Annotated in this window: 22 protein-coding genes and 1 tRNA gene; 11 read left to right on the top strand and 12 right to left on the bottom strand. The window is 55.2% G+C overall.

Annotation, left to right across the window (positions count from 1 at the left end):
- Positions 1-71: 71 nt before the first annotated feature.
- The 3 genes from HRF49_06105 (at position 72) to HRF49_06115 (ending at position 2036) form a co-directional block, all read left to right on the top strand.
- Positions 72-1229, top strand: coding sequence for a hypothetical protein (locus HRF49_06105; GenBank protein ID MEP0814223.1), 1158 nt, complete (start codon positions 72-74; stop codon positions 1227-1229).
- A gap of 94 nt (positions 1230-1323) precedes the next feature.
- Positions 1324-1752: a hypothetical protein gene (locus tag HRF49_06110; GenBank protein MEP0814224.1), complete on the top strand. Its 429-nt coding sequence runs from the start codon at positions 1324-1326 to the stop codon at positions 1750-1752.
- Between the two features lie 32 nt (positions 1753-1784).
- Entirely contained in the window at positions 1785-2036 is a 252-nt protein-coding gene (locus tag HRF49_06115) for a hypothetical protein (GenBank protein MEP0814225.1), read from the top strand.
- A gap of 106 nt (positions 2037-2142) precedes the next feature.
- On the opposite strand, the gene alaS is transcribed toward HRF49_06115, so the two are convergent.
- Positions 2143-4932 carry an alanine--tRNA ligase gene (gene alaS / locus HRF49_06120; GenBank protein MEP0814226.1) on the bottom strand — a complete coding sequence of 930 codons (2790 nt, stop codon included), beginning with the start codon at positions 4930-4932 and terminating at the stop codon, positions 2143-2145.
- A gap of 186 nt (positions 4933-5118) precedes the next feature.
- On the opposite strand from alaS, the gene HRF49_06125 reads away from it, so the two are divergent.
- The 3 genes from HRF49_06125 (at position 5119) to HRF49_06135 (ending at position 10927) form a co-directional block, all read left to right on the top strand.
- On the top strand, positions 5119-8235 hold the full coding sequence (locus tag HRF49_06125; protein ID MEP0814227.1) for a protein kinase: 3117 nt from the start codon (positions 5119-5121) through the stop codon (positions 8233-8235).
- Between the two features lie 70 nt (positions 8236-8305).
- On the top strand, positions 8306-10774 hold the full coding sequence (locus HRF49_06130) for a Smr/MutS family protein (GenBank protein ID MEP0814228.1): 2469 nt from the start codon (positions 8306-8308) through the stop codon (positions 10772-10774).
- A 70-nt stretch (positions 10775-10844) separates the two neighbouring features.
- A tRNA-Leu gene (locus HRF49_06135) sits at positions 10845-10927 on the top strand.
- A gap of 59 nt (positions 10928-10986) precedes the next feature.
- Here the strand turns inward: HRF49_06135 and HRF49_06140 are convergent.
- The 4 genes from HRF49_06140 to HRF49_06155 form a co-directional block, all read right to left on the bottom strand.
- Positions 10987-13449, bottom strand: a complete 2463-nt coding sequence (locus HRF49_06140; GenBank protein MEP0814229.1) for a PKD domain-containing protein — start codon at positions 13447-13449, stop codon at positions 10987-10989.
- A gap of 158 nt (positions 13450-13607) precedes the next feature.
- Complete coding sequence (gene phnE / locus HRF49_06145; GenBank protein MEP0814230.1) at positions 13608-14507, bottom strand: phosphonate ABC transporter, permease protein PhnE; 900 nt, start codon at positions 14505-14507, stop codon at positions 13608-13610.
- The gene (phnC, locus tag HRF49_06150; protein MEP0814231.1) at positions 14508-15263 is read right to left on the bottom strand and encodes a phosphonate ABC transporter ATP-binding protein; all 756 of its coding nucleotides are present in this window, start codon (positions 15261-15263) and stop codon (positions 14508-14510) included.
- A gap of 77 nt (positions 15264-15340) precedes the next feature.
- The gene (locus HRF49_06155; GenBank protein MEP0814232.1) at positions 15341-16333 is read right to left on the bottom strand and encodes a phosphate/phosphite/phosphonate ABC transporter substrate-binding protein; all 993 of its coding nucleotides are present in this window, start codon (positions 16331-16333) and stop codon (positions 15341-15343) included.
- Positions 16334-16454: 121 nt separating this feature from the next.
- Between HRF49_06155 and HRF49_06160 the strand changes: the two genes are divergently transcribed.
- Genes HRF49_06160 through HRF49_06170 form a run of 3 tightly spaced genes read left to right on the top strand, consistent with a single transcriptional unit; the run spans position 16455 to position 19738 of the window.
- A complete protein-coding gene (locus HRF49_06160) occupies positions 16455-17867 on the top strand; it encodes a cation:proton antiporter (GenBank protein MEP0814233.1) in 1413 nt (470 codons plus the stop codon).
- 7 nt (positions 17868-17874) lie between these two features.
- Positions 17875-18225: a hypothetical protein gene (locus tag HRF49_06165; protein MEP0814234.1), complete on the top strand. Its 351-nt coding sequence runs from the start codon at positions 17875-17877 to the stop codon at positions 18223-18225.
- Between the two features lie 28 nt (positions 18226-18253).
- Positions 18254-19738 (top strand): M28 family peptidase, encoded by a 1485-nt coding sequence (locus HRF49_06170; GenBank protein ID MEP0814235.1) that lies wholly within the window; start codon positions 18254-18256, stop codon positions 19736-19738.
- Positions 19739-19740: 2 nt separating this feature from the next.
- On the opposite strand, the gene HRF49_06175 is transcribed toward HRF49_06170, so the two are convergent.
- From HRF49_06175 to HRF49_06200, 6 genes are all read right to left on the bottom strand, one after another.
- Complete coding sequence (locus HRF49_06175; GenBank protein MEP0814236.1) at positions 19741-20109, bottom strand: hypothetical protein; 369 nt, start codon at positions 20107-20109, stop codon at positions 19741-19743.
- A gap of 65 nt (positions 20110-20174) precedes the next feature.
- Positions 20175-20717, bottom strand: a complete 543-nt coding sequence (gene fliS, locus HRF49_06180) for a flagellar export chaperone FliS (protein MEP0814237.1) — start codon at positions 20715-20717, stop codon at positions 20175-20177.
- A gap of 77 nt (positions 20718-20794) precedes the next feature.
- On the bottom strand, positions 20795-21979 hold the full coding sequence (gene bshA / locus HRF49_06185) for an N-acetyl-alpha-D-glucosaminyl L-malate synthase BshA (GenBank protein ID MEP0814238.1): 1185 nt from the start codon (positions 21977-21979) through the stop codon (positions 20795-20797).
- 56 nt (positions 21980-22035) lie between these two features.
- Positions 22036-22527 (bottom strand): hypothetical protein, encoded by a 492-nt coding sequence (locus tag HRF49_06190; protein ID MEP0814239.1) that lies wholly within the window; start codon positions 22525-22527, stop codon positions 22036-22038.
- A gap of 111 nt (positions 22528-22638) precedes the next feature.
- Positions 22639-23388, bottom strand: coding sequence for an enoyl-[acyl-carrier-protein] reductase FabL (gene fabL, locus HRF49_06195; protein MEP0814240.1), 750 nt, complete (start codon positions 23386-23388; stop codon positions 22639-22641).
- Between the two features lie 99 nt (positions 23389-23487).
- A complete protein-coding gene (locus tag HRF49_06200) occupies positions 23488-23985 on the bottom strand; it encodes a hypothetical protein (GenBank protein ID MEP0814241.1) in 498 nt (165 codons plus the stop codon).
- A gap of 105 nt (positions 23986-24090) precedes the next feature.
- Here HRF49_06200 and HRF49_06205 point away from each other — a divergent pair, with 105 nt between their 5' ends.
- The gene (locus tag HRF49_06205; GenBank protein ID MEP0814242.1) at positions 24091-24486 is read left to right on the top strand and encodes a DUF1257 domain-containing protein; all 396 of its coding nucleotides are present in this window, start codon (positions 24091-24093) and stop codon (positions 24484-24486) included.
- A 9-nt stretch (positions 24487-24495) separates the two neighbouring features.
- Entirely contained in the window at positions 24496-24705 is a 210-nt protein-coding gene (locus HRF49_06210) for a DUF2997 domain-containing protein (protein MEP0814243.1), read from the top strand.
- Between the two features lie 22 nt (positions 24706-24727).
- On the opposite strand, the gene HRF49_06215 is transcribed toward HRF49_06210, so the two are convergent.
- Positions 24728-26800 carry an HDIG domain-containing protein gene (locus tag HRF49_06215; GenBank protein MEP0814244.1) on the bottom strand — a complete coding sequence of 691 codons (2073 nt, stop codon included), beginning with the start codon at positions 26798-26800 and terminating at the stop codon, positions 24728-24730.
- Between the last annotated feature and the right edge of the window lie 2 nt (positions 26801-26802).

Genomic DNA, 26802 nt, shown 5'->3' on the forward strand with positions numbered 1-26802 from the left:
CGTCGGCCAGCTACGATCCGGACGGGACGATTGTCAGCTACGACTGGAACTTCGACGGCGGGCTGTGGGATTTGGAAGGCGTCGGCCCGGTGCAGGAGCACACGTACACCGTGCCGTATCCGACGACGACGGCGACTGTTAAAGTATGGGACAGCGAAGGCTCGAGCACGGAGAAAAGCGTCGTGATAAATGTGCATGGGTGGCATACTTATGCGGTTGATTTGGATAAGCAGTCGGGTGTAAACGCGCACCTGGCGGTTGTTGGGGGTGTTCCGGCAATTTGCTACGGAAGTTCACTATCAGAGCAGATAAAATATGTAACCGCAATTGACGTCGAAAGATATCTTTGGAATGAACCTGTGATAATTGCCAATGTCAATCCTGATACCGCGTATGCCGATTTTGCCATAATTTCAGGCAAACCAGCGGTTTCCTATTTTGACGATTCAGACCAGTCAATCAAATATGTGAGTGCAAAATACCCGGACGGCTCGGAGTGGAATTCGCCAGTTGTGGCCGCGGCGCCCGGAGATATTAGCAAACGGACCTCTATTTGCGAAATTGAAGGCTTTCCCGCGCTTGCATTTAGGGGAGGAGTGACCGGAAAGCTGTATTTCGCCAGGGCAAATGACAGCGACGGAACGACGTGGCCGACTCCGACCGCCATTGTTTCCTCGGCGGACGTCTTTTACCCATCTATGGCAGTCGTTGACGGACGACCGGCCATCGCATTTTTGGACAATTTGGCGCATAAAACGAAATACATTATTTCTGACGATGCGCTAGGCAATACTTGGCCTTTCCCTCAAATCGTAGGCTCGCCGGGCGAAGCAAGTTCGATGGTAAGGTTGAAGGAAATAGCCGGGAAACCATGTATTGCTTTCCTGCAAGAATCTACCAAAAACCTTCTGTTCATTGTCGGCTTAATCCCGGAAGGCACAGAATGGAATGAAGCCGTCACAATATACGGGAATGCCGAAGTAAAAAATACATTTCATTTTTCTGTAATAGGCCAGGAAGTATGGATGTTGTTTCAAACCTCAGTTGTCAATCCCAGCGGACCAAGAGTCTGCAAAGCAAGCATTTGGAACTTGGATTCCTGGTCTACGCCTTATTTGCTCTCAGAGGGCGGCAACATCGGTTCTTTGGTCGGCTTTGAAGGAGAACCGATCGTGGCATTTCAAGGAGTTGACCGCGAGTTGCGGCTGTTTTTTGGATACTTCGGTTGAACGATCTAATTTGCATTAAACCATTGCGATATCTGATTTTGCTGTTAAGTCGCCAGTGGAATTAGTGATCTTTTAATTTTAAGGAGGTTTAGTGATGTCTTTGGGTGTCGTGATTAATCTGGATCAGCTGGACGCGGATACCGTGGTCAAGGGCCAGCATCTGGGAAGCGTCATACTTGTAGACGCGTCTGTCGACAAGCTGCTACTGGGCGCGGATGTCGCGAGCGTTTTGGACGCGCGCGTTACTTGTAGGCAGCCGGTAACGGATGCGGCGATTCCCGTGTTAGAGCTTGCGCAGGACGATTCTGGCGAATCGTTCATTTCCTTCTCGGGTTCTGCATCTGCGACTTGCGGAGCAACCGTGCTGGTTATGAACGCCACAGGCAGCGCAGCGGGGCCATTCAGGGCGAACGCTGGGCAGATCGGACTACAGGTTTCGGAGTACGCGGTACAGGTTGAACTGAAATCCGATGTGAATCACCGTTACTACATGCCTTTGTTCCTCTGCGAAGACAGGACGTAGCGATGGACTTCTTCCGAATCGGAGAAGGTTCGGTGCTTGTGCTAAGCAAAGCGGCCACCGGGTTGGTCAAGGTTGAGTGCTTTGCAAAGCAATCCGAGTTTTTGGCCAATGAGGAATTCGTAAAGAACTTCGCCAATTACTTTCAAAGCACGTTGCCAACCGCGCGAATCACTGGGGTGGTTGATTTATCCAAGCTCTCGCCCGACGCCTCGCCCAAACCATTGGAAAAGCAAGGCGGCGAAGCTAAAGCCAGAACCATTCCCAAGAGCCTGCGCAAAAAGTAGTAGTCGCTAAAGGCGAGATTATGGGCGCGGGCGGTTCCATCCCGCTCGCGCCCGCGCCCGCGCATATTTGCGTGAGGTCAAACAAGCTTACTTAGAGATCGCCGTTCTAATTTCTGCCTTCGCTGGAAATAGCGCCCTTCGCCGCCTCGATCCCTTCCCCCACCTTCTCCCCGTCCTTCGCGCCCGCTTCGGCGAAGTCGGGACGGCCGCCGCCGCCGCCGCCGCACGCCTGCGCGGCCACTCGGACAATATCCCCTGCCTTCAGCCCGGCCTTCACCAGCTCCGGCGGCACCTTGCACACGAACGCGGCTTTTCCGCCGTCGTTTTCGCCAAGCAGCACCAGCTTTCCCGGATACGCGTCCGCGATCCTGTCGGCCAAAAACTTCAGCGACGCCTTGCCGACGCCATCCACCTGCATCATGACCGCGCCGATTGTGCTCCCGTCCGGACGCGTGATCTCCTGAGCCGCGCCCGCGGCCTTATCAAGCCACTTGCCGATTATCTTCTCCCGCTCGCTCACGATAAGCTTTTCGCGCGTCAGCCGAAGCTCGGTTTCGGTTTCCTTAACCCGCGCTTCGATTTCGGCGAACGGCGCGTTGTAAGCGGCGCGCATCCGGCGGGCGAATCCCGCCTGCTCCGCGAGCGCCTTCCACGCCTCCCCCCCCGTGGCGGCGGTTATGCGCCGCATCCCCGCGCTCACGCTCTCCTCGCGCAGGACGGCGAAGCATCCGATATCCGAGCTGCGCGCGACATGCGTCCCGCCGCAAAGCTCCCGGCTTACGACCGCGTCCCGCCGCCAGGGATAGTGCGGATAATCCTGCGCTCCGTCGGGCGTTCCGACGCTGACGACACGCACTTCCTGGCCGTACTTCTCGTCGAAAAGTGCGGTCACGCCCAGCGCCTTTGCATCCGCGAGCGGCATCGTTTTCGTCGTCACCGGGTGCGAGCCGGCGATCCATCCGTTGACGAGTTCCTCGACGCGCGCGATTTCGTCCGGCGTCATCGCCTCGGTGTGCGAAAAGTCGAACCGGAAACTGTCCGGATAAAGCTGGCTGCCCGCCTGCTGGACGTGCGCGCCCAGCGTATCGCGCAACGCGCGGTGCAGCAGGTGCGTCGCGGTATGCGCGCGCGCGATCGCCTCGCGGCGCGCGGCGTCGACCGTCAGCGTGACGGTTTTTCCTTCAAGCGACGCCGGATCGCCGGTAATCAACTCGCAGATGTGCTGACCCTTCTGTTTGGAATCAATCACGCGCAGCCTGACGCCTTCGCCCTCGATGAATCCGGTATCCCCCGGCTGCCCCCCCCCCTCGGCGTAGAAAGGCGTTTTATTGGTTGCAACAATCCACTTTATTGAAGTATCAACTCGCTCTGACAACTCGCGTACTGCGACAGCTTTGGCATCAGCAACTTGCAACGTTTCATATCCCAAAAATTCCACATCAGGCAATACTATTGAAATCTTAGTATCGTCGCTAAATGAATAGAAAGTCGTTGCCGCGCGGGCGCGCTCCTTCTGCTCTTTCATCAGCCGCTCGTATTCCGCTTCGTCCAGCGCGATTCCGTACTGCGCGCACGCGTCGCGCGTCACCTCGAACGGCAGCCCGTAAGAATCGTGGTAGAGAAACGCAACCGCGCCCGAAAGCGCCTCGCCCGCGGCCTTCGCCTTTTCTATTTCCGCGAGCAGCCCCGGATAGCTGTCCAACAGCAGCCGCAGGAACTGCCCCTCTTCATGCGCAAGGTATTTCTTGATCTTGTCGGAATTGTGTTTCACTTCAGGATAAACCTGCGACATATTCGAAATCACTTTCTCCGCAAGCTTCGCCAGAAACGCCTCGCCGCGCTTTTTGGGATTCGCGCGCAGCGTAAACCCGAACTGGATCGCGCGCCTTATCAGCCTGCGCAGAACGTAGCCGCGCCCCTCGTTCGTCGGCGTCACGCCGTCAGCCAGCAAAAACACGGACGAGCGCAAATAATCCGCAATCGCTATCGAGCGGTGAAACTCGCCCGCGAAATCATACTTGTTCACGCGTCGGACAAACTCGTCGAATCCGAATCCCAGTTCGAATTCGGTGAGTATTTCCTTGATTATGTAGTCGAAAAGATCGCTCACGAAAACGGTCTGCCAATTTTCGCCGCGCTCCAGCGATTGCTTCACCATCACCAGCCGCTCAAAACCCATTCCCGTGTCCACGTTCTTCTTCGGCAGCGGCGTTTTATTCCCGGCCTCGTCGCGTGAAAACTCCATGAAAACGTTGTTCCACACCTCGATAAACCGGCCGCGATCCTCCCAGCGTTCGAAATCCTCGCGCGTCCCCTCGAACGGCTCGCCCGGTGCGAGGTCGAAATAAACCTCGCTGTCGTACCCGCACGGGCCGGTGTCGCCCGCCGCCCAAAAATTGTGTCTGTCGCCCAGCCGGAAAATCCGCGCGCGCGGCTCGAATCCCGCGGTCTTCCAGACGAGCTCCCAGTGCCCCCACGCCTCGTCGTCGCTCTCGTGCACCGTCGAATACAATCGCTCCGGCGGAATCGCCATCCACTCCGCGCTCGTCAGGAAATCCCAGCAGTAATCGATCGCGTCCTTTTTGAAATAGTCGCCGAAGCTGAAGTTGCCGAGCATCTCGAAAAACGTGTTGTGGCGGTTGGTGTGGCCGACCTGGTCTATGTCAATTGTCCGGATGCACTTCTGACAGGAGCAGCAGCGCGGCGCCGGCGGAGCCTCGCGTCCCTCGAAATAGCGCTTGAGCGGCGCCATCCCGGCGTTGATGAGCAAAAGCGACGGGTCGTCCACGGGCACGAGCGACGCGGACGGCAGCCGCCGGTGCCCCTTGCCCTCGAAGTAGGCAAGGAACGCCTCGCGGATGCGCTCCGAAGTCCAGTTTTCCTTTTGCTTGGCCAAAATATTCAGTCCCGATGCAGTCTGCGCCCTATGGCGCGAGCGGGGATTATATCACCGCGAAACCGGCCTTTGTTTGGCACAAAAACGACTTTCGAGCGTCTAACCAAAGGCTGCGGAAGCGCCATGCAGCCAATCAGCATTTGCGCTAGTATTAAGTTTTCAAAGCCGATCCAAGGGAGCTTTTAATTGGAAAAACTGAAAATCGGCGACTTCACCTTCGTCAGCGAAAGCGGAAGGACTCACACTCACGCGGTTTTGCGCGGTTTCCGCGATTCGGACCGCGCATCCGTGCTTGGGTATTTCCTGCCGGCGGATTTGCTGGGACACGACGAGGCCGCGAAGAAATTCCTGCGCGACACTCACATTTTGGCCCAGAAGGAGCATCCAGGCATCCTTCGACCGCTTGCGGCCGGAAAGCACAAGAGCAGCCTGTTCGTCGTTTATCCCGACGCCGGCGCTCCGCTTTCCACATTCGACACTTCCGGCCGCGTCAAGCCCAAGGAAGTGCTGTCCATTGCATCCCAGATATTGCAGGCACTGCTTTTCGCGGAGTCGAAAGAAATCGCCTGCCACGGTTACATGTCGCCGGACAACATTTATTTCAACCTCGCGGACGGACGGGCGCGCTTGGCATTGTTCGGTGTCGCGCCGGCGGCGGTGCTTAAAGACCCGGCCTGCCTTCAGCGGTTCAAGGAATACCTTCCTCCGGGGACCGCGTTCGGCGAGTTCGAATCTCAACACGATGCTACTGAAACCGAAAGTGACGCTCCCCGCGAGATTGATGTGGACAGCCTTCCGCTGAATGTCGCACACGACGGTGCGGTTTTTTCAACGGATTTTGACGCACCCGACAATTCGGAGTCGTTCGAAGTATTCAAAGAAGCGGACGCGGCACAAACCGAATCCGCCACGGAAGCACCGCGCTGGAGGCTGGGTCCGGCAACGGATTTATACGGGCTTGGACTTGTGATGCTTGAATTGCTCACCGGCGAAAAGCATTCCGATTATATCGGCCCGGAAGAATCAAATAATCCGGACATCCTTGCCGCGACACTCTCAAAACTCGAATACGTTCCGATTCCTGTGCAGGAAATTCTGCTTAGATTGCTGACCATTGATCCAGACGCGCGCCATCGGGATTACAAGCACGCTGCGGAGGAAGTCGGTGCGCTTCTCGGCGACGACGGCGGAAAGATTTCGTTTGACAGTTTCATTTATTCCACGTTGTTCGGAGGAAGATTCAAGCTCGGCAAGGAAGTCTGCCGCGGTGCATACGCCCGAATTCTCACGGCGGAGGACACCGCCGCCGACAATGCGGCCTGCCTTGTGAAAATAATCGATCTAAGAGAGTACCCCCAGCTTGCGGAGTATTTCAGGGCTTACCTGAAGCAAATGTCCACACTGGAGGATCCGGTCCTTGTGAAAGTGCACGACGTAGGCGTGCACTATGAGCTCGGCTACATCGCGATGGAAGACGCGGGCCAAAGTTTGGAGGATCTGCTCGTACGCAGAGGAATGCTTCCTCTTCACGATGCGGCGCACATCACGATGCAAATTGCGAAGGCGCTTGAAATTCTTTACTTCAACAATGTACCGGTTTACGGCGGACTAAAACCGACGAACATTTTTCTTTCAACGAACCTCAAAGAAGTCAAGCTGGCGGACGTATTTTTGTCAAAGCTAATTCTGGAAAAAGGAAATCTCGCGAACACAAGCGCGGAGTATTTTTCCTACGATTGGGTCAAGTCGGGCCAGGTGACGCGCGCTTCGGACTTTTACTGCCTGGGCCTTGTCTTTTTCGAGCTTTTGGTCGGGCATCCGCCGTACAGCTTCAAAATCGAGGACGACATAATCCACGACCACTTAAACGGGGATACTTTCCGAGTCGTCCATGAGTCAATGATTGGAGCGGAAGCGAAGCAGATCATTTACCGGCTTCTCGACCGCAATCCCGGCGCGCAGTACAAGTCGGCCGAAGAAATAAAGAATGACATCGCGGCGATGATGGGCTGGGACAAGAAAGAAAAAATAGAAATCCCTCACATCAGATTCGATTTCGCGGACGTCTGCATCGTGGGCAAGAATACGAAAGAAAAAGTAGAGGAAACGCTGTGCTATCGCCTTCCAACCAAGGGCGATCGGCCGCGCGGATTCATGTGCCTTGTTCATGGCGTCGGCAACGAACTTGGCGAAGCTTCCGCCGCCGCCAGGCTTGCGCTGGACGTAATCAAAGAGGAATTCTTCACTCCGGGCCATGATCCGACGAATCCCGCCGATCTTTTGGGCACCGATCCAGAAGCGTATATGTCCAAGATGTTCGCAAAAGCAAACCAGAACGTTTACCGTTTTGCTTTTCGAAAAGGCAAGCTGGGCAAAATCGGCGTGTCTACGACCTGTTGTTTCATTCAGAACAACACCGTTTTCCTGTGCAGGTCTGGGGAATCCACCGAGTACTACTTCTACAAGGGCGAATACGCGGAACTGGAATCCGTGAAAGGCGCCGTTGTGGAATCCAGGATCATCGGAAGCTCGGATACAAGCCTCGACGAAGAGCCTGCAGATATGCTTGGAATGGCGGAGCGGTTCAGAATTCATACTACAAAAAAGCGTCTGCGCGATGGCGAGCAGGTGATACTTTTGTCCAAGACGCTGCGAGACAAGTTCAGCATTGCAGAAATTCGCGAATTCATCACGAGTCAGGAAAATCCCGCAATCAGCGTGGAGCTCATAGAGAAAAACGCCCGGCGAAGGAGAATAGAAGGCACTCTTTCTGCCGTGCTGGTCAACTTCGGCGAGATCGCCAGGTTCGTTGAAGATTCCTCGCACAAAACCACCGGCAGCCTGGCGCGAAGCTACATGGAGAGCGCCGACCAGCTTTTGCGCGACGGAAAAGTGGACGACGCAATTAACCTGTATCAGCGGGCGATCGAGCACAATCCGAATTACACCATATTGCACTACAAGCTGGGCCGCGCGTTTCTTGCGAAGGGGCTGGAGGAACGGGCGCTTGGCTCGTTCCTCTCCGCGATTTCGCTCGATCAGAGGCATATACCCGCGTCGATTGCCGCGGCGAACGTTTACATCGGGGTCAAGAAATATTCGAACGCGCGCGATATATTATCCGGCCTGGTCTCGAAAGGCGTGGAAGATCCGGACGTTTACGCCCACCTTGCGCTCGTGCTGAATCGGCTTAGGCGCTCCCGCGAGGCGGCGGATTACTGCCAAAGAGCGCTGCGGCTGAAACCAGGCCATCCGCTTGCAACACAGGAAATGGTCAACGCGACGCGCGGCAAACTGTTTTAGACGTGTATTTTCGCCGTGCAACTCCACATCCTTCTGTTAGAATTTGGCTGCCGAAGTTTAGGCAAAGTGTATGACGGTAGAAGAATTAATCCGAAAATCCCACTCGGACCTCGAATTCGACGAGTTCCGCCGAAAACTGGCCGGATACGCCAAGAGCGCGCGCGCGAAATCACTACTCGAATCAGCGAAACCGGTGTTCGACAAAAAGCAAATCGAATTCCTGCTCGACCGGACGCAGGAGGCGCTTGAGTTTGTAAATTCGCGGCCGAATTTTTCCGGAATTTCATTTGGATTGGTGGGTGAAGTCGAAATCGTCGTTGCAAAAGCGCGTATCGGAGACATTATCCTTGCTGACGAGCTTAAAATCCTTCGCGATTTTCTTGAAGTGTGCGGTGAGGTGGATGAATTCGCAAAAAAAATCAAGCCGGAAAGCCAGCCGAGGCTTTGCGACCTTTTGTTTCCGTGGGAAACGCTCGCCGCGCTTAATTACCGATTCCGTCAGGTGTTCACTTCAGAGGGCGAAATCAGAGATAGCGCCTCCCCTCTTTTGAGAAAGCTGCGAGGACAACTGCACGATCAAGAACGCGTAATAACCAAACGCGTTGACGATCTTGTGACTCAATATCAACGCCAATACGGCGATGAGGTTCATCTGTCTCTTAGACACAACAGGTTTGTAATCGCACTCCCGCGGGGAGCACAGAGTGCGATTTCGGGAATTGTCGTGGATTTGTCGGGCGGCGGCGCGCAAGTGCTGGTCGAACCAGAATCCTTAATCGACCTAAACAACGCTCGTGTGCGATTATTTGTCGAAGAGGAAATCGAGGTACGACGCATTCTATTGGACTTTGCTCGCGAGGTCGCGGGATACTCATATCACATCGAAACGAATCTCGAAATACTCGCGGAGCTGGACGCGGTATTTGCACGCGCTTTATATGCCCGCCAATATAATTGCACTCGCCCCGCGATTTTTGGCCCAAATTTTCATTTAAAAAACGCTCGTCATCCGCTGATCGCGGGATTCGTGCCGGAAAACGTGCGTATGGAAGCGCCCTTTCGCGGCCTCGTAGTCAGCGGTGTGAACGCGGGCGGGAAAACGGTCTTGCTGAAACTAATCGGGCTTCACACTTTGATGGCAGCCATCGGTTCGTTCATTCCCGCAGACGAGGGAAGCTCCGTGCCCGAAGTCGGCGCAGTCTTCGCGGACATTGGGGACGATCAATCAATATCGCAGCAGCTATCGACGTTCACCAGCCATCTTCATTTTCTTAAGGGTCTTGACGAGTGGCTGTACGGCGCGGATCCGGAAACGAATCTTCCTTATTGCAACAAACCCGCGCTGATACTCATGGACGAAATCGGAGGAGGCACCGAACCCACCGAAGGTGCAGCGCTGGCATACGGAGTAATCGCTTATTTAATAAAACAGCCTGCATTGCCGGTGCTGACCACGCATTACGACCTGCTGAAGGGCATGGCCTATCGCCATACGGAAATTAAAAATATTTCGCTTGAGTTCGATGAAAAAACCCTCAAACCGACGTTCCGAGTAATTGAAAATCAGCCCGGCAAAAGCTTTGCTTTGGATATTGCCAGCACCTTCGGCGTAAATCAACAAATAATAGGAATCGCCAAATCCGTTTTGGACACAAAGGACAAGGTGATGGCGGACGCAATCCGACAGCTCGACGAGGCGCGCGTGGATGCCGAAAAGCGCGCGGTCGAAACGCGGAAACTCGAAGAGGAAAACCGCAGACTGAAAGAAGAGCTGAAAGCTCGTAAAGAGGAATTCGTCAAGGAAAGCAAGCGATGGAAAGCCGAAATAGAAAAACAAGCTGCGGAAATGATAGACGCGGCAAAAAAGTCTATCAAATCGAGGGTGAAACGCTCAAAAACTGCGTCGGAAGTGGCGCTCGTTCAGGAAGCTCACCGAATTGCGAAGAGCGTGGAGAAAAAACTGGACGAACAAATCGAGGAAGCATATGAAGATCTCGATATTGAACGATTCGTCGTCGCAACGGCAGGCAGACCTTTGGTCGCAGGGGATGCGGTGCTTATCGCCGGAACGCGTACTCTGGGCAAAATACTTGAAGTGGACGAAACGAAAAAACGCGCGAACGTGGAAGTGAATAAAATCCGGGTAACGGCCAAGCTTGACGAACTCTCCCTCATCGACTTGGGCGAATTCGAGGCTGCAAAAAAGCTTAAACAAAAAGCGAAAGACCCTGGGATGGACAGAAGAATCGTCGCCGCCTCGGCCGAAGTTACGAAAGAAGTGCTTGACCTGCACGGAAAGACGACCGAAGAATCGTTCGAGGCGCTTGAAATATTTCTCGACGCCGCAGTCCGTGCGGGATTAACGGAGGTGAGAATTATGCACGGCATCGGCACCGGCGCGTTGCGCAAATTCGTCGGCGACTACCTGCGCAAGCATTCGCAGGTCAGTCACGTCAGAAGCGCGCAGCCTTCCGAAGGCGGCGTAGGGGTAACCATAGCGGTGCTTGGACGGAAACGGGAAAGACTGGGCGCCGGATAGCAAAATCGCGCCGCAATCAATACGATATTGAAACTTCCGCCTGCGATGGGTATAATTTTTTTCCCCAACTGCGGAAGTGGCGGAATGGCAGACGCGTCAGGTTGAGGGCCTGGTGACCGCAAGGTCGTAGGGGTTCAAGTCCCCTCTTCCGCACTTGCATCCCGAAACGAACACACGGCGGCGCCGTGAGCGCCGCCGTGCATATTAACTTTCTAATTGACCCAAGCGTACTTGGCGCCGTACTTGTCACGCTGGCTCTGGTAATAAGCAATCGCGAGCTTGCCGTTGGGGGCGATGGCGATCGAGCAGTACTGGCCGACTCTGTTGTTTTCCGCGCCGCCGTTGTCCACGACGTCGGCATCCCAGAAGGTTCCAACCCGCCTGGCAACAACCAAATCCGAGTTGGATACATCGTTGAATGCCACCCATGGATTGCTGTTTTCGTCGTACACAAGCGAGTTGTACTGTCCCACGAAACCCTGGCTGCGCACGGTGACCGGCGCCCAATTCGTCCCTGTCCATTCCGCGTATTTTACGTCGTAGGTGGATTCCGCGAAATAAGACAAGCCAACCGTTCCGTTCGGAGCCAGCGCCACGGAAATGACGCCATGCCCCATATTGGTTCCCGTATCCACCACGGACTCACCCCACTGGTTGCCATCCCACCAGAAGCACTCAAACTGGGAATTTCCGTCGTACGCGAACACAAGCGGATTACCGAGCGAGTCGAAACCGAGACCCGCGCTCGTGCCATCGCTCAACACCGTGGACTCCGGCCCAAGCGATTCAAGACGCTCGTATCGCACTTCATACGGCAACCCCGGCTTTCTGTGGGCGATTCCCTTTGTGCCAACGGGCGATATTTCCAGTGTGAGTGCATTGCCGAGCATATCGCCTCGCAGCAATTCGGCGATGTTCCAAAACCCTCCGTACCGCGCTCCGAGCATTATCGCCTCACCGTCGGCCTGGTATGCAAGGACGGGGGTTCCGTCATTGTCGATTTCCAGGCTCGTAAACGATCCGATTATGCCGCCGCTGGCGACCGTTTCAATATCCCAGCCGCTTGCATCTTTGGTGGCGTAGACGACCTCGAAGTTCGAAGAATCAATCTTAGCCTGATATGCAACAGCAGGTGTACCGTCGGGCAAAAACTCAAGACTGGTAAAGGAACCAAGATTCCGTGTACCGCCGTATTCGATGAATTCGTACGACCAGGAACCGGGCTTGGGCTTTACGACATAGCCGAAAGGCATTTCGGCGAGTCCGTAGTCGTTCACGACCACGAGATTCCCAAAGTAGGTTCCCGGCACACCCAACTCGACCGTCGCGGTTGGTTCCCCGCTGATATATTGGTTGGGCGTTGCTCCGCCTCCGAAATCCCAACGGTAAACAAGCGTCGGACTTCCCGTTGCATGCGCCGAAAACGTCACCTGCTCCCTCGTAACACCTTCGTTGGGGGAAACATCTTGAATAGTCGGAGGAATGGCTACGGTGGAAATCGTTGTTTCCAGCGTGTCGCTGCCAAGGTCGTTGGTGACGGTTAGCCTTATCGGATACTCGCCGGGCAGCATCGCCAAAGTCACCAAGGGCGTCTCGCTTGATGAAAACCGCGGCGTAGCAGCATCGCCGAAATCCCATGCGTAGGTCAGCGGGGCGGTACCGGAAACAACCGCGTGGAAAGCAATTTTTTCTCCCACATTGCCGCCGGGCGGCGAAATAGAAATTACACGCGGCGCAGATGGCCCGACAGACAGCTCGAACGGGAACGATGTTGCGCCATATTCGTTTGAAACCGAAACTATGCACTGATAAATGCCGCTATCCCCGAGAACCACGATCGGTTCGGCGACGAACGCTCCATTGGGATATGCACCACCGCCGAATTCCCATACGTAAGAATACGGCCTGGGACCAGCCGCTCTAACCTGAAATGTAACTGACTGCCCTTGATCACCTTCCAAAGGCGTCACTCCGAAAACCAAAGGTGGAATTTCCAGAGCAAAAAAATCGCTGGGCTCTCCTTCTTTTCCTCCCTCGTCCACAGGCGTCACGCGAATGCTGTCAAGAATCAATTCGGGAAACGGAACTTCAAACACCTTTGGCCAACCCGGAGTGCCGCTCAATACCGGCGTTTCCAACATTTCGAAAATTGCGCCTTCGGGAATCAAAGATGTTTCCAGCAAGTAATGGTCAACCGAGTTGCCCCAACCGTCCACTATTCCTTGTATGTCGCCAATTCCAACCTCACCGTCTCCGTCATAATCCAAAAACGCTTCCGCGGCGTCGTTGCCCAGCCCGTCGCCGGGTATCCCGCCGAAATATACGGCCAGCGGCGTAATGTCGCTCACACCCACTTCGCCACCCTGGTCAAAATCGCCCGGATTTACGTAGCTCCAGCGAATGATTTCCGCATCGGCGTCGATCGATAGGTCAGTCACCTTGCCGATCGAGCCGGGAGGAACCGCCGATACTTTTTTATCCATGTCACCGAGGCGTTTCATCAACTCCTCGTGGAGCATTTTGTAAACCTGTGGATCGACCGCAATCTGAACCGTGGAAGGCGCGACCGCACTTTGGGCATAGGTAGGTGGACTTCCCTTGCCTGCTCCCCTGCCGCAAGATGCGAAAATGCACAAAAAAATGATTCCTGACAAATACAATGCGTACACAGCCAAGCCGGTACGCCGGTTAAAACTCGCACCCCTCATGTACTGCACCTCCTTAGTCTACCGGGATGGATGCGAAATGGATGGACACGTAAAGGATAACACAAATCCGACCCAAACAATAGAGCAACCCAACGTTCGCATCATAATTTCCGAAGGTAATTCATTCAATCGAACCGCGTTCTCAGCCACGCGCTCACCTGGTCGAGGATGAAGCTCGCCGCCAGGATGATCAGGAAGGCGGTCGAGGCCTCGCTGAACCTGAACTGCTTGATGTACTGGTCGAGCATGAACCCGATGCCGCCCGCGCCCACGATTCCGATGATCATGCTCATCCGGATGTTCATATCCCACCTGTAAATGGAAAGCGTGACCAGACGGGGCAGCACCTGCGGCAGCACGCCGTACCAGACGACCTGCACCGGGTGGGCGCCCACGGCTTCGACGGCTTCAACCTGGCCCTTGTCTATGTTCTCGATGGCTTCGCTGAAAAGCTGGCCGAGAGCGCCGACCGAGTGCAGGGCAAGCGCCAGCACTCCGGCGAACGGCCCCACGCCGACGACGAGAACGAAAAGCAATGCCAGGAGTATCGGCGGAAAAGCACGGCTGACGCTGAAAAGGAACCGGACGGCGATGTAGACGGTGCGGGCGGCGGGCGAGCCCCGCATCAGGTTGTTGGCCCCCAGGAACGCCATCGGAAAGCACAGGAACAGCGCCAGGATGGTTCCGGCAAGCGAGATTTCGACGGTCAGCCACATGTCGGCGGCGAGCTTGCGCAGAAGCTCCGGCTCGAAACTGGGGCGGGCGATTTTGGCCAGCGCATTTCGCGTCATTTCGCTCATCCCCCAGACCTTCACGAACTCGGATTTGCCGGTGGCGGGGTCGACGCGGGTTTCGGTGTGCTTAAAAAGATCCAGACTGAAATCAGTATCGATAAAGCTTTTTACGCAGATTGCGAGGCCGATCAGTACGAGAAAAGCGGCAAGCGATGCGCGGGCTGCGGCGTGCGGGCTGCGGGGAGTCCGGGAGGCGGATTCGGGCTTCGGATTGTCGGAAGGCGGCTGCATCTAGTCCGAGTATTCCTCCCCGTAAATACGCTTCAGGACAGACATTTCGAGGCCAGAAACCGGGCCGTCGTAGACGACCAGGCCGGCGCGGACGCCGATGACGCGCTCCGCCGCAAGCCGCACCAGATCCACCGCGTGCAGGTTGAGCAGCACGGTGCGGCCGTCCTCGCGGCAGATCTGCACAAGGTGCGCCAGCACCGAGCGGGCGATGACCGGATCGAGGTTGGACACCGGCTCGTCGGCCAGGATAAGCGGCGGATCCTGCACCAGCGCTCTTGCAATAGCCACTCTTTGCATTTGTCCGCCCGAAAGCTGGCTTGCGGGTTTCCACGCTTCGTTCGCCAGTCCAACCCTATCCAATGCCGCCAGCGCTTTGTCCGTTTCGTCGGCGGTGAACCGGAAAAAAAGCGATGGCGCAATCGGCTTGTATCCGAGCCGTCCGACGAGCGCATTTTGGAGCACCGTCAGGCGCGGGATCAGGTTGAAACTCTGGAACACCATCCCGACGCGCCTCCGGATAGCGCGTCCGCGGCTTCCCTTGTTGGATACGGCCTCGCCCAGCGTCTCGACCGAGCCGGACGTTGGCGCGATCAACCCGTTGATGCACCGCAGGAGCGTGGACTTGCCGGCGCCGGAAGGGCCGATGACCGCGGCGATCTCGCCCTGCGGGACGGCGAAGCTAACTCCGCGCAGGGCCTCGGTCCCGTCGGGGAACCGCTTGGCGACGTCACGGCACAGAATTGCAGGCCCGGGCATCGTGCGAGATGGTAGCACGGGTTCAGAAGTCATATAGCAACGTACTGGCTTATAGCAGACCGGCCAAATTAGGCAAACTACTTCCCCTTCCCCAGCTGCGCCTCGACGTCCAGGTCAAGCTCCGCCGCCATCTTGCGTACGACATCGTAGTCTGAATCCGAAGCCGGAAGCAGATCCTCGATTTCGTAAATATCGAAGATGATCTTTTTGCCTTCGCCGGAGTGCATCACCTCGACGAGCGCGCCGGTCAGCTTCTTCGCCCATTCGTCCGAGAGATACGTCGGCCCCGAAAGCACTACCGCGTCGCCGGGAATCGGGTCGGTCTTGGCTATGACGCGGGTTTCCTCCATCACCTTCGGGTTGATTTCCTTCGCGCGCTCGCGCGCGTCCACGTAGCATGCGCCGACGTCCACACTGCCCTGCAGTACGGAGATAACCACGCTGTCGTGGCTGCCGGTGGCAACCGAATCGCCGAGGTCCTTGTCGGGGTCTATTCCCGCCGCCTTCAGCATCGCCCGCGGGTACAGGTAGCCGGAGGTCGAAGTCGGGTCAACCCATGCGAACCGCTTGCCCCGGCAGTCGGCGAGCGTCTGAATCGGGCTGTCGCTGCGCACGATGAGCTGGCCGTAGTAGTACGGCGTCCCCTTGCGCACGGCCTTGAGCGCGACGCGGGCTTGGTGGCGTTGGTTGGCGTAAATGTAAGCCAGCGGGGGAAGCCATCCCACCAGGCAGTCGCCGGTGCCGAGAGCTTCGACCGCGGCGACGTAGTGCGGGAGGACGATGGACTCGACGGGAATGCCCAGCTTCGCGGAAAGCAGCGAGTCGAGCTTTTTCGTTCCTTCGATTATCGTGTCGGCCTCGTTCGAGGGCACGAACGCCATCTTGATTTTCACGGGTTCGGGCGGAGTGAGCGGAACGGGATGCGCGTCTGAAAGCTTGCCGGAAGTTTCGGATTGCGCGCCGGGCCCGCCCTGCCCGTCCGAATCGCCGCCGCCGCTCGGGCAGCCGGTAAAAAGCAAAGTAAAAACTACAGCGGCGAACAGCGCCCAAGCCGAACGAAATGAAGCCATCGAAGCCTCCAAAAAACCGCTCCCATTATAGCTGTGAAAGCGCAGTCATGGGTATTTGAGGACCTATCTTTGCTACACTTCCCGCTGTTTTTGCGTCCGGCGGCGCATCCGATTCGGAAAAATGAGCCATCTGCTTCAGCTTTTGTTGATGTTCGCCATCGTCGTTGTGGCGGCCAAGATGTCCGGCTGGCTGTCTCAACGCCTCGGGCAGCCCGCGGTGTTCGGCGAGATCCTCGTCGGGCTTGTTCTTGGGCCATCCCTACTTAATTTCCTTGGATGGCCGATTTTTCTTCCGCATGGTTCGGCAGGACACGTTCTTGATCCGGCCGCGTCCGCGCTCACCTCGCCGCTGATGGGAACGCTTAAGGATCTGTCCGAAATCGGCGTAGTTTTCCTGATGTTTATGGCCGGTTTGGAAACGGATGTCGCCGAAATGCGGCGCGTCGGCCGCGTTGCATTTTGGGCGGCTGTAGGCGGAGTGATTGGCCCGATGGTGTTCGGATTTTTCACATCGGAGGGCTTTGCAATGCTCGGAATGGAAATCAACGTTTACGAAGCGGTCTTTATCGGAACGATTTTGACCGCGACCTCCGTTTCCATTTCAGCACAGACTTTGATGGAGCTTGGCAAGCTGAAAAGCAAAGAAGGCACAACAATCCTCGGCGCAGCGGTTATCGACGACGTGATAGGAATTATTGTGCTTTCGTTCGTAATCGCCTTTAAGCCTGCTACCGAAGGCACGGCGTCAGCGGCGGACAACCTTGTAGACCACGTCATGGCAGGGTTGGCCGCGACGGGGCTTGCCGAACCTGCGGCCGGAGTACTGAGAATCGCTATTCTGATTCTGTTTATGGCGCTTTTCTTTTTCGGGGCGATAGTGCTCGGACGGGCATACATCGGACGGATATTGAATTGGGCCGCGCAATCGAAAATTTCCGAAGGGCTTCTTGCGTCCGCAATCGTTATAGGATTGTTGTACGCCTGGTCCGCAGAGTTCATTGGCAGCGTCGCGGCGATTACCGGCGGATATTTGGCCGGTATTCTCGTCGCGCGAACCGAATATCACCAGACCGTCACGCAAAAGCTGCACAGCGTCACATACTCGCTGCTCGTACCGGTATTTTTCATCAGCATCGGGATGCAGGCGAACGTCAAACCCATCTTCGCCCCACTTGCCAAGCTTCTTTCGGGAGGTATGGATAACTCCCAGGTGATCGTGCTGTGGTTTACATTTGCGATAATCTTTATTGCGGTTTTCACCAAAGTGCTCGGCTGCATGGCGGGGGCAAAATGGTCGGGCTTCGACTGGCTTAGCAGCTATCGGGTCGGAGTCGGCATGATCAGCCGAGGCGAAGTTGGGCTAATCGTCGCCACGGTCGGATTGACCGCGGGCGTGATCAACCGGGACATATTCAGCATAATGGTATTGATGGTTTTGGTAACTACGCTCGTCACGCCGATTTGGCTCAAATCCGCTTTCAAGGGTGAAGCGAATCGGCACGGAGCGGATGCAGCTGCCGAACAAGGAGGCTAAACAAACAATGACCGGATACTTGTTGATCGCGGTGATTCGAAATCCTGCGGACATCGAGAAAATCCTTTCGGCCGCTGCAAAGGCGGGTGCTCCGGGCGCTACTGTGATTTCGGCGAGACGGTTTCCCGAAAACGGCGAGCGGTTCGCCCGCGACGAGTTCGACATCGCGGCCGCTCCGGAAGAAATATTCAGCTCGCACGCAGAAGAAGAACGGATAATGTTTGCGCTCGTACCGGAGATTTCTGCAGCGGAGAAGGTGGCCGAAGCCATTCGAAACGCGGCGCCGGAGGCGGATGGTAAAGAAAAAGTTGCAATTACCCTGGTAAAAACAGTTCGCGCCGAGGGATTGCCCGATTAGCGCGAAAACGTCTATTTAGGATATCAACGTGACCAAATCAAACGCAATCCGATACGTTGCCGCGGCAGGACTGTTCGCTCTCGCGACACTCGCCTGGCCGCGAGTTTCTCTTTCGCAAGAGGAAATTCCATTCGAAATCTCCGCTGCTTACGCCTCGATCAAGGGCGGGGAGATACTTGATTTCATTCGGCTGATCGCCAGCGACAAGTTCAAAGGCCGCGGTACCGGGAGCGACCAGTATTACCAGGCCGCGCTTCTTATGGCCGGCACGATGAAAGAAGCCGGATTCACGCCTTTCGGCGGCAAGGACACATTTCTGCAGCCCTATGAAATCGAGCAGAACAGGATTTACGCGCCTTGGGCGTTTGAAATTCTTCATCAGGGCAAGGTGATTTTGTCACCCGCGCTCGGACAGGATTTCGTTTTCCGGGGCTTCACGGCCACGGGAGATGTGACGGCGGATGCCGTTTTCTGCGGATACGGGCTTTCATTGGGGCAGTACGACGACTACTCGGGAGTGGACGCTCGCGGCAAGGCGGTCGTTGTTCTGAACGGACTTCCAAAGTCGCTGGATGTGGAAGCAAACGAAAACTACAAATTCGCGGGCTACAAGATGAGAAATGCCGCCCAGCACGGTGCCGCAGCGATTATTTTTGTCGGCGATACAGGGGAAGATTACGGCGCGCCTGCGGCGTCCGTGTTCCGCGGCCCTTATCCGGGCAAACCCGATTTGGTCGCCGTAAAGGTCGGGATGAAAGCGGCAACGGCGCTCGTAACCAATCTGCAGCATCCCCTTTCGAGCATACGGGAAATAATTGACTCCGAAACCAAGCCAATGAGTTTTCCTCTCGAAACGAGCGTCCACATAGTCGCCAATTCGGAGTACTTTCCCAAGCGTACCGCTTACAATGTTGTTGGTCTAAAGCGCGGGAGCAATGCCAAACTTCGGAACAGGTATATTTTAATCTGCGCGCATATGGACCATGTCGGCGAACAGGCCGGGGTGATTTTCAATGGCGCGGATGACAATGCAAGCGGAACGGGCGTGCTACGTCAGATAGCCAAGGCGTTCGGAATGGCAACGCGAGCTCCTCGGCGGTCAATAATTCTCGTCGCGTTCAGCGGCGAGGAAATGGGACTTCTCGGAAGCAATCACTTCGTCGAAAATCCTCCCGTTCCGCTAGGCCAGATTGATGCCGTAATCAATATGGACATGGTGGGAATGGGCGATCTCGCCGTGGTGTTCGGTGGAACGAATCACCCTCAAATTTATTCCGCGTTTTCATCTTTCGCGGAAACCGCCGGAATCAAAATCGCGCAGAACGGCGCCAATCCCGCAAGCGATCAGCGGCCGTTCGTTGCAAAGGGAGTACCGGCGGTTATGGTGCTGACAGCTGGAGATCGCCAAAACTATCATACGCCGGGAGACGATGCCGAATTACTGAATCCCCAACTAATGGAGGATGTCGCTCAACTTGTTTTTCTTTCTGCCTGGACACTCGCTGATTGGTAGATTCAACAGGAGCGGTCGACCATTATTCCTGGCAGCGGCTCCGTAACGTAATCGCTCTCACCTTTATTGCGTGCAAATCCGCAAAGAATTTTCCTTGCCAGCGCGGTCTTGCGGATTTCGTTTTCCGTGATTGCTATTTTTGCGCCGATGATCTGTTCAAGATCGAGGCATTTGCTGCGGTACTTAGACAACATTTCCGCGGCATCTCTGTCCGCCAATTCCACGGCTCGTCTCTCCCATTTGTCCTTAAGCTCGGCAAGCTCCGCAACCTTATGCCAGTCATCTTCCAACACGAATTGGGCAACCTCGTCAATAAGCCTGCCCAAATCTTCTATCACATCGATAAACGTCCTTGCATCTTGCGAGTTCAAACAAAACTCCGTCGGCAAATGACCGACAGATTCCGGACTGCCGGATGATATTTGGCCAGCCATTATCAGCCCCTCACATCCAGAGAGCCGGGTACGGAAGGCATCGCCGGAATATCCGCGCCACCCAACAAGGTTTCTTTTTGGATACATTTGCCGTTTGCCGGGACCCCGCCAGGGCTGTAAGTATCCGGGCCGCAGCGTTCCTTTGACGCTGCCAATCTTGCCGCACCTGTGCCTTTCGACTTAAAGAATGCCGTTTCCCAAGCCTCTGCCAGAGGCTCAAGCAACTTCTCAACCGATTCGATTAAGCGCGGGTCTTTCTCAATATCCGCCTCGCGAAGGCGATAAAGCATAAATTCGTAGCTTCGCTCAAGGTTTGCCGCTATTTCTCCGCCGCGTTCGCGATCAAGCGTGGCCATAAGCTCCGCTATGATTGCGTATGCGCGCAGAATGGAATTATGGCAGTCCTCAACCCTGCCCTCCAGAGCAGCCGCGCGCGCCATGCGCAGAAAACGCAGAGCGCCCTCGTACATCATCAGCACAAGCCTTTCCGGCTCGGCCGTCAGAATCCGGCTTTCGGCATACGCGCCGAGCGGTCCATCCGCCACTGAAACCTCCGGGAACAGAACGTCTAATTTATCGGCAGTGCAAAATTTCGCTTGAGAAATTACCTTTTCCCGCGCGGCTAATCGGATAAATGGCTTGGCGATGCATATTCCGGACCGAATGGCTCCTGCGAGCCAAGAACGCGGTGGTATTCGGCCAAATACTCCGCAACCTTGGTTCGCGCGTCAAAGTGTTTCAGTGCCCTATCATGGGCTCCGGTTTGCAATTCCATCAATAGTCGGCTGTCCTTTAACAGCTTCACGCAGGATGCGGCCATACCTTGGACATCGCCGATTTCATGAAGTATTCCGCACGCAGGTGTTACAACTTCCGGTATTCCCCCTGCCTTGGTGCCCACAATTGCGCAGCCGGATGCCATGGCTTCAAGCGCTGCCAAGCCGAAGCTCTCCGATTCACTGGGAATTAAAAAGATTTTTGAAACTTCAAGAATTTCGGCGATATCTCCGCGATTACCCAAGAACTCAACCTTGTCGCAAAGGTCAAGCTCGCGCGCGCGAGCACGAACGAGAGGCATGTCTACGCCGTCGCCGACCATAAGTAGTTTCGACGGAACCTCCGCCGCAACTCGGGCGAAGATCTCTACAACATCCACGGCCCGCTTGACTGGGCGATAGTTACTGATATGACATAGAAGGCTTTCGCCGTTGGGCGCGAACATCTTGTATCTCTCGGCTGCTTCGTTTGAAGGCGCAAAGTCATTCGGATCAACAAAGTTGTAAATTACTTTGATATCCTTCTCAATTCCAAAGCGCTCGACGGTCTCGCTTAGAAGGCTGTTGCTGACAGCCGTCACCGAATCGCTTTGCTCGATGGCGAACTTGACAATCTCGAAGTAGCTCGGATCGCTGCCCACCAGCGTAATGTCGGTTCCATGAAGCGTAGTAATCAGCTTGACAGGGTGTCGGTCCGCGACGATCGAGCGCGCCAGAAAACCTGAAACGGCGTGAGGTATGGCATAATGGACATGAAGTATGTCGATATCGTATGAAAGGATTACCTCGACCATTTTCGCGGCCAGCCCGATCGTGTAAGGCTGCTGGCGGAAAAGAGCGTACTCTTTGGGAGTGACCGCGTGGAACGCGATATTGGGTTCGTGCATCGGCATCCGCACCGGCGCGTCGTAGCTGATCAGGTGCACCGAATGCCCGATGCGAGCGAGGTGGCGGCCGAGTTCGGTCGCCACCACGCCGCTGCCTCCGTAGGTCGGATAGCATGCTATCGCGATATTAAGTCTTAGTCCCAAACACCCGCCTCCAATGAATCAGTTGCGCAGTCGAAGCGCTCCGCGTTCGCGCCTGGCTATACTTCGCCCCTGGAGCCGATTTTGAGCCCGATCGCCTCCATATACGGCTCCACCTCACCCCGCTTGTCGTAAACGTTGTCCAAATTGGAGTCGGACGGATCCGCGAAATAAGCGCGTAGCGCCTTCATGTAGCCCGTGAAATACACATAACAGTCCATGTGCGGCGAAAGAATCTCGTACACGGGCTCTGTTTCGCTGGTTGTCGCAAGAATGCCGTCAATAATGTCATAGGAATCGTAAAGAATATCCTCGACGTACTCAAGCTCCAACTGCGCGTTGGTGGAATCCAATGTTCCGCCGTCGAAGGATTCCCAGACCATGCCCGCGTAATTGTAGATTACGGCGACCACTTTGACCGACAGGTCATTCATGCCATAGGCATAGGCAAGCGCGGTGTCGCCGCCTCCTTGCATCTGGGCAAAGCCGGGCCTGGAGAAAGCGACCAGCGCCAATGTGAGAGCTAGAAAAAATGTGGATGCAATCTTCATACAAATATCCTCCGATACCCAATGTTGCCTGCGCCGGAGCGGCGCCGGAAGTCCCCGACAACGGTGCAAGCCGGAAAATCATACCACGCGGCGGCTCAATTCCATCTACCGCTACATTAGCGTCAGCCCGCCGTCAGCGATTATGGTCTGGCCGGTAACCCAGCTGGATTCGTCGCTGCATAGCCAGACGACAACGTTGGCAAGATCCTCCGGTGTTCCCATCCTGCCAAGAGGGGTTTTGCTCGCCGTTTCCGCAATCAATTCTTCGTAATTCGGAAACGCGCGGAGCGCGTCGGTGTCTATTGGTCCACCGGATACGCAATTGACGTTGATGTTTCGTGGAGCCAACTCCAGCGCCAGATAGCGCGTCAGCGTCTCGATTGCGGCCTTGCTTGCGCCAATAACGCTGTATCCGGGCATGCAGCGGATGCTGCCGATGGACGATAGCGCGACGATGTGGCCTCTTCTCCTGCCCTCCATAAGCTTAACCGCTTCCTGGGCGCAAAAAAGGTACGCCTTTGCGTTTATGTCCACCGTCATTTCCCAGCCCTTCTCGGGGAAGACATCCGCCGGCCGCAACACTCCCAGAACCGCGTTGGAGATAAAAATATCCAGACCTCCCCATTTTTCTTTCAGCTCGGAGAACATCTCCTGTATGTTTTCCACCTTGCCCACATTGTATTTAAGCAAAAGGGCTTGAGAGCCGCGGCTGCGAACCTGCTCCGCCGTTTCTTCAGCCGCGCTGACGTTGCGAAGGTAATTGATGGCCACGTCCGCGCCATGCTCCGCAAGGTGAATCGCGCACGCGCGGCCGATTCCCCGGCTTCCGCCGGTAATGAGCGCCTTCTTCCCGCTAAACATTTTGCCTTCGATTGGCATCGCGTACCTCCCCAAGTTAATACGGACTAAACGCCGGACTAAAGCATAAAATCATACCACTTCGGTAGGATACAACCGAAGTTAGTTCTGCGCCGGGCCATTGCCGGTAACCAGCTTTTCGGCGTCTTTGGCGGAGATTGTCATACCTTCCGCCTTGGCCTCGCGCTCTGCCGCCTTGATAATGCGCCAGTTGGCCAGCACTTCGCCGCTTGTTTCTGCAACCGTACCGCCAAATACATGCGGATGCCGTCGGATAAGCTTGGTGCAAATAGCTCCGACAACATCCGAAATCGCAAACTTGTTTTCCTCCGATGCAAGCTGGGCCTGGAATACGACTTGCAGAAGCAAATCCCCCAGCTCTTCGCACAATTCGCCCCAAGCCGCGGGATCGCCGGTTTCGAGCACCTTGTCTATGGCCGAACACACTTCGCCCGCTTCCTCCAGGCAGTAATCCTTCAAAGTGGCAAGCGACTGCTCGCGATCCCACGGGCACCCTTCCGGTGACCGAAGGATGCGCATGATCTCGACAAGGTCTTCAAAATCGAAGGATTCCTTGGAAGTGTCAAACACGGAAACCATATACCACGATTAAAGTGGAAAAGTTCAAGGTTTCCCGCAAGCCCGGATGGAATTGCGGCATTTCGAATCGTAAGGTAACATTGTCAGTCTGCCAAGGAGGCGAAAATGAGCGGCATATTCGTTGTAGATACCCTGCTTTTCGAAACCGTGTTCTTAATTAAGGCTCTGGAAGAGCTTGGATGTATGATTCTGCACGAAGCAAAAGAAATCCGCGGAGTCGCAGGATGCCGGGAGAATGTGGAATTCGCCGCCCGGGTGAATTCGGCTTCTCCCGTGGATATCGGCTTCAGGAAGCGTAAGGACGGCTCTTATGAAATTCTGGCGGACTGGATGGAAGCCGAAAAAGCAGGAATCGAAAAGGAAAAGTTCGTAAACGAACTAACCCAGAAGTACGCCTACCTAAAGGCAGTCGACGAAGCGCAGAAACAGGGATACTCCCTGGTCGAGGAAAAAAACGAAACCGACGGCAGCATCCGAGTCGTGTTGAGAAAGTATCAGTAGGAGAAAGGAATGGCTAACGTGCGCGAGTTGGAAATTGTAATCAAGCCGGACGGAAAAGTTGAAATCACCGTCCGCGGCATCAAAGGTCCGGACTGCAAACCTGTTGCAGAAAAAGTCGGATGTTCGCTTGGCGCGGTTGAACTTGTAGAGAAAACGTCCGAATGGTACGAATCGGCAACCACGGTCGCTACCGAACAGAAAGTCAGCCGCAGCGGATAAGTCGGCGAATCGCTTTCTCTGTTTAGCCGCCTTTCGCCCCGGCGCCGTTGTTTGTGGATTCCGGCGCCCCGGCTCCGTCTTCCCTTCTCTTCTCACGGGCAATATCTTCAGGATATTTAACCCTGCTGTGATAAATTCCGGCAAGTACCGATGTGAATGCATCGCGGATCGCGTTTAAATCTTTGATACTGACATCGCTTGAGTCGAGTTGGCCGGTGCGGATTTTCTCTTCGAAGATTTCCTTTATTGTTTCGCTCAACTCCTGTTCGCTGGAAATCTCGCGTGCCCGCACAATTGCCTCAACGCTGTCCGCAAGGTGAACTATGGTCGTTTCCTTCGTAAACGGAATCGGCCCTGGATATTCAAACTCCTTTGAACTTACCATTTCTTCGCCTTCTTCGTTTACTGCCTGCTGATAGAAATATTTCATCACGGTTGTACCATGGTGGGTGAGGATAAAGTCGATTATTTCTTCCGGCAACTTGTGCCTGCGTCCAAGCTCCACTCCGGCTTCTATGTGCTTGAGGATGATTTGGTACGAAGTTCGCGGATTAAGCCTGTTGTGCGGATTTTTGCTTTTATCGTGGATGTTTTCGGCAAAAAACTGCGGCTGGGCGATCTTGCCTATGTCGTGGTAAAGAGCCCCAACCTTTGCAAGCAACGGATCCGCGTTTACGGCGCGCGCGGCGTCTTCCGCCATATGCGCCATAACAACGGAATGATTGTAAGTTCCGGGCGCTTTGAGATTCATTTGTTGAAGCAGCGCCGAATTGCTGTCCGCGAGTTCAAGCAGCTTTGTTTGAGTTAATTCCAAGGCGAATTGATCAAGCAATGACTGCGAACCTAATGCAAAAATCGCGGCGGCAATGCCACTGGCTGCGGCGACGATGAAAGGCGTCACCGAAAGCGTCTGGACGCCAACCAGGATGACGATACCAACCAGGTAAACATTGATCGCGGCCAGGATGAAACCGAGGGCGATTATCCTGCGCCTGTCGCTGGTTCGCGACAGAAAGACAGGGCTCGCGACGCATCCGACTACATTGTATATGAGCAAATCGGTGTTGAAACCGAACAGCCAGCTTACAAGAAGGGCTATCGAGCCGAAAAGGTAAAGCGAAAAAATCGGATCGAAAACGACGCACGTTATGATGCTTGCTGCGATGAGCGGGGCGGAAACCGCGAAGTACGCATTTTCCAATGGTATGCGCATTATCACAAGCGAGAGAAGAAGACTGAAAATGACTATGGCCAGAATCACGGACATCGAGCGCGGTGCGTTCCAAAGCGTTTTCTTGAATTTGTGCAGGTAATATGCCCAAATAATGAGCATAATTAAAAACATCAGCGAAAGCCCGCTGAAAGTTAATAGATCCTGGCGTTTTTGCGCATCCTTAACGGCTTTCTGCTTGTCTAGAACCTGCGTTGTAACGCGTTGGCCTTCGGAGATGATAATGTCGCCCTTGCTGATTTTGAAAGTAAAGAAGTCGCGAAACAGCTCTTCGGGATCGGCGCTCTTGTAACTTACCAAATTCGGTCTTAAGAAATACGCGGATATTTGTTCCGGGATTCTAATGTATATGTTTTCAGCGTTGCTCTGGATCGCCTCTACGCTTTCCGAATCCATCGGGGATGAAAGCTGTTGGCGCAAGAGCTTTACAGCTTCGGTTTGATATTCCGCGAGGACTGCTGAATCCGTGTCGAGCAGCTTTTTGATGAGCAGGCTCGAAGGCGGATACTTCGCTTCCAGCTGCAACGCTTTGGAGTTGAAAGGCAGCTCGCTCTTTTGCAGGATTGCGATGTCGTCGAAAAAAGAGTTGACTTCCTTAACCGCGGTTTCCGCGACGGTTGGATCGAGCACCCATCCTTCCGAAGCTCGTTTCATTACTTCGCCGAACTGCTCGCTGTCCACCCATTCTGCGTCGGCGGGACTCGCAATGGTAAAGGGCACTATCTGGCCCGGCACAAGCTTAATAGGAAATACAAACAGATGCGCATAAAACAAGCCGGTAACGCAAACAAATGCCGCGGCGCCGAGGGCGACGCGCTGCATCACGAATATCCTGCGCCGCCTCGCCTCCGCCCGCCTTTGCACGA

The sequence above is a fragment of the bacterium genome (assembly GCA_039961635.1).
GTDB lineage: Bacteria > 4484-113 > 4484-113 > JAGGVC01 > JAGGVC01 > JABRWB01.

Coding starts and splice junctions, on each gene's coding strand:
- HRF49_06110 (MEP0814224.1), top strand. CDS start 1,324: ATGTCTTTGGGTGTCGTGATTAATCTGGATCAGCTGGACGCGGATACC.
- HRF49_06130 (MEP0814228.1), top strand. CDS start 8,306: ATGACGGTAGAAGAATTAATCCGAAAATCCCACTCGGACCTCGAATTC.
- phnE (MEP0814230.1), bottom strand. CDS start 14,507: ATGCAGCCGCCTTCCGACAATCCGAAGCCCGAATCCGCCTCCCGGACT.
- phnC (MEP0814231.1), bottom strand. CDS start 15,263: ATGCCCGGGCCTGCAATTCTGTGCCGTGACGTCGCCAAGCGGTTCCCC.
- HRF49_06155 (MEP0814232.1), bottom strand. CDS start 16,333: ATGGCTTCATTTCGTTCGGCTTGGGCGCTGTTCGCCGCTGTAGTTTTT.
- HRF49_06160 (MEP0814233.1), top strand. CDS start 16,455: ATGAGCCATCTGCTTCAGCTTTTGTTGATGTTCGCCATCGTCGTTGTG.
- HRF49_06165 (MEP0814234.1), top strand. CDS start 17,875: ATGACCGGATACTTGTTGATCGCGGTGATTCGAAATCCTGCGGACATC.
- HRF49_06190 (MEP0814239.1), bottom strand. CDS start 22,527: ATGAAGATTGCATCCACATTTTTTCTAGCTCTCACATTGGCGCTGGTC.
- fabL (MEP0814240.1), bottom strand. CDS start 23,388: ATGTTTAGCGGGAAGAAGGCGCTCATTACCGGCGGAAGCCGGGGAATC.
- HRF49_06200 (MEP0814241.1), bottom strand. CDS start 23,985: ATGGTTTCCGTGTTTGACACTTCCAAGGAATCCTTCGATTTTGAAGAC.
- HRF49_06205 (MEP0814242.1), top strand. CDS start 24,091: ATGAGCGGCATATTCGTTGTAGATACCCTGCTTTTCGAAACCGTGTTC.
- HRF49_06210 (MEP0814243.1), top strand. CDS start 24,496: ATGGCTAACGTGCGCGAGTTGGAAATTGTAATCAAGCCGGACGGAAAA.